At 74.4% G+C, this 2,837-nt stretch carries 2 protein-coding genes; both read left to right on the forward strand.

Annotated elements, in window-relative coordinates; translation table 11 throughout:
- The coding region (locus tag ND748_RS29405) for a ThiF family adenylyltransferase (RefSeq protein ID WP_251749450.1) at positions 1 to 864 on the forward strand (864 nt) is incomplete at its 5' end.
- Between the two features lie 119 nt (positions 865 to 983).
- The coding region (locus tag ND748_RS29410) for an AarF/ABC1/UbiB kinase family protein (RefSeq protein WP_251749451.1) at positions 984 to 2,837 on the forward strand (1,854 nt) is incomplete at its 3' end.

Here is a 2,837-nt window from a genome sequence, read left to right on the forward strand (position 1 = left end):
GTGCGGGGCGCCGGGCGGGTCGGCGCCCAGATCGCGACCCTGCTCGCTGCGGCCGGGGTCGGCCGGGTCGTGGTCGACGACGCGGAGGTGACGACGGCCGCCGACGTGTCTCCGGGCGGGCTGCGCCTGGACGACGTCGGCCGGCCTCGGGCGCTCGCCGCGGGGACGGCGATGACCCGGGTGCGCCGGCAGGCCGATCGGCGTCCCGGTCTCGGCGCGGGCCGCTCCGCGCCGCTGCCGCCCTCGAGCAGCGGCGACGGACCGCGGGTGGACGCCTTCGACGCGGATCTGATCGTGCTGGCCCCGGTCGGCCCGCCGACCGTCGCGCCCGGCGTCTGCCTCGATCTCGAACGTCGCGGGACGCCTCATCTGCTGGCCGGGGTACGCGAGACGACCGGGATCGTCGGCCCACTCGTCGTGCCGACCGAGACGGCCTGCCTGCACTGTCAGCATCTGCACCGGCACGCCCGCGACCCGGTCTGGCCGATGCTGGCCATGCAGCTCGTCCGTCCGCGCACGGCGGGCCACGATCCGTGCGAAATCACCCTCGCCAGCCTCGTTGCGGCGATCACCGCCATGCAGGCGCTGGCCTTCCTGGACCGCACCGTCCCACCGTCGCCCGACCCGGGGCCGACCGGGCACCAGTCCGACAACACGGACTTGCCCCACGCAATCGCAAGCACCAAAGATGAGATGTTCGACACACCCGACTTCGGTCCAAAGATCCTTCCGGTAACGGCGGACGGGGCGCTGGAGCTCGCCCTGCCGGACTGGCGCATCCGCCGGCGAAGCTGGCCGGTGCACCCCAACTGTCCCTGTCGCGCCGCCCGATCCGCGGCCGGGCAGGCCGGCGCCGATGCCTGAGATCCGGGTGCCGGATGCCCGCGCGCCGGCAGCGGCGCCCGGGCCGCGGCGGCAACCTCGCCGCAACCACTACCCACGGTCGGCGCCCCTCACGCCTCGGAACAAGGCACGATGGAGCGGTGTCCGACATCCCACGGCGGGCCGTCATCCGCACCGCCAAACTGGCCACGCTCCCGATCGGAATAGCCGGCCGAGCCACGCTCGGCGTCGGCAAACGGATCGGCGGCCGTCCCGCGGAGGCCGTCGCCTCCGAACTCCAGCAACGCACCGCCGCGCAGATCTTCCGCGTCCTCGGGGAGCTCAAGGGCGGCGCGATGAAACTCGGCCAGGCGCTGTCCGTGTTCGAGGCGGCCCTGCCCGACGAGGTCGCCGCGCCGTACCGGGCCGCGCTGACCAAGCTCCAGGAGGCGGCACCCCCGCTGCCCGCTTCCGTGGTTCACCGCGTCCTCGCCGAGGAGCTCGGAGCGGACTGGCGGTCGTTGTTCGTCGAGTTCGACGACGCGCCGGCCGCGGCCGCGAGCATCGGCCAGGTACACCGGGCGGTGTGGTCGGACGGCCGGCCGGTCGCGGTCAAGGTGCAGTACCCGGGGGCCGGGCCGGCCCTGGTCGCCGACCTCACCCAACTTGGGCGAGCGGCCCGGCTGTTCAGCGCGGTGACCCCGGGGCTGGACATCAAGCCGCTGGTCGAGGAGCTCAAGGCCCGGATCACCGAGGAGCTTGACTACCGGCTGGAGGCGGCGTGGCAGTCGGCCTTCGCGCAGGCGTACGCCAGCGACCCGGACATCGTCGTCCCGCGCCCGCTGGCGGGCTCGGACCGGGTGCTCGTCAGCGAGTGGATCGACGGCATCCCGCTGTCCGCCATCATCGCCGACGGCTCCGCCGAGCAGCGGGACGCCGCCGGCCTGCTGCTCGTGCGGTTCCTCTACTCGTGTCCCGGGCGCACCGGCCTGCTACACGCCGACCCTCATCCGGGGAACTTCCGCCTGCTGCCCGACGGCCGGCTCGGCGTGTTGGACTTCGGCGCCGTGAACCGCCTGCCCGGCGGGCTTCCCGCGCCGATCGGTCGGCTGGCCCGCCAGACCCTGGCCGGCGACGCGCAGGCGGTCGCCGCCGGCCTGCGCGACGAGGGATTCATCCCGCCGTCCGCCGAGATCGACGCCGACGACCTGCTCGACTACCTCGCGCCGATGCTGGAGCCGATCGCCACGCAGGAGTTCACCTTCTCCCGAGCCTGGCTGCGCAAGGAGGCGGCCCGCCTGAGCGACTGGCGCTCCGCCGCAGCGCAGCTCGGCCGCCAGCTCAACCTTCCGCCGTCGTACCTGCTCATCCACCGGGTCACCCTCGGCGCGATCGGGATTCTCTGCCAGCTCGGCAGCACCGGCCCCTTCCGCGCCGAGATGGAACGCTGGCAGCCGGGGTTCGCCGAGCCCGAATCCGCGGCCGCCCTGGCAGCGCAGGAGGCCAACCACCCGAACCGGCCGCTGCCCGTCCTGGCGATCCGGGACGAGGCCGGGGTCATCCGGCCGTTGCCCGGCCCGGTCGTGCTGCCCGGCGCCCCGTCCGGCCGTACCCGCCGAACCACCAGGACCGCGAAGGCCCCGAAGGCAGGGCGAGCGGCCAGGCCGGCGCGAACCACGAAGCCCGAAGCAGCCACGAAGCCGGAAGCAGCCGCGAAGCCCGCATCGGCCACCAAGTCCGAAGCAGCCACCAAAGCCGAAGCAGCCACCAAACCGGAGCGAGCCACGAAGGCGCGGACCGGTCAACGGATCGACCGGCCGACCGAGGCGACGACGAAGGACGGCGAGCCGCGACGCGCCCCGGCGACCATCCGCGCCAGGAAGCCCGCCGACAACCCGGTGCCCACGCCCGCGATCGACGCCGTGCCCACGCAGGCCGAACCCGCCGAGCCCAGCCGGCCGCCGCGGTCATCGCGGCGTGTCGCCAAGACCGCCGTCTCACCCCCGGCGGCCGAC

Source organism: Frankia sp. AiPs1, assembly GCF_023716945.1.
Classification (GTDB): Bacteria; Actinomycetota; Actinomycetes; order Frankiales; family Frankiaceae; genus Frankia.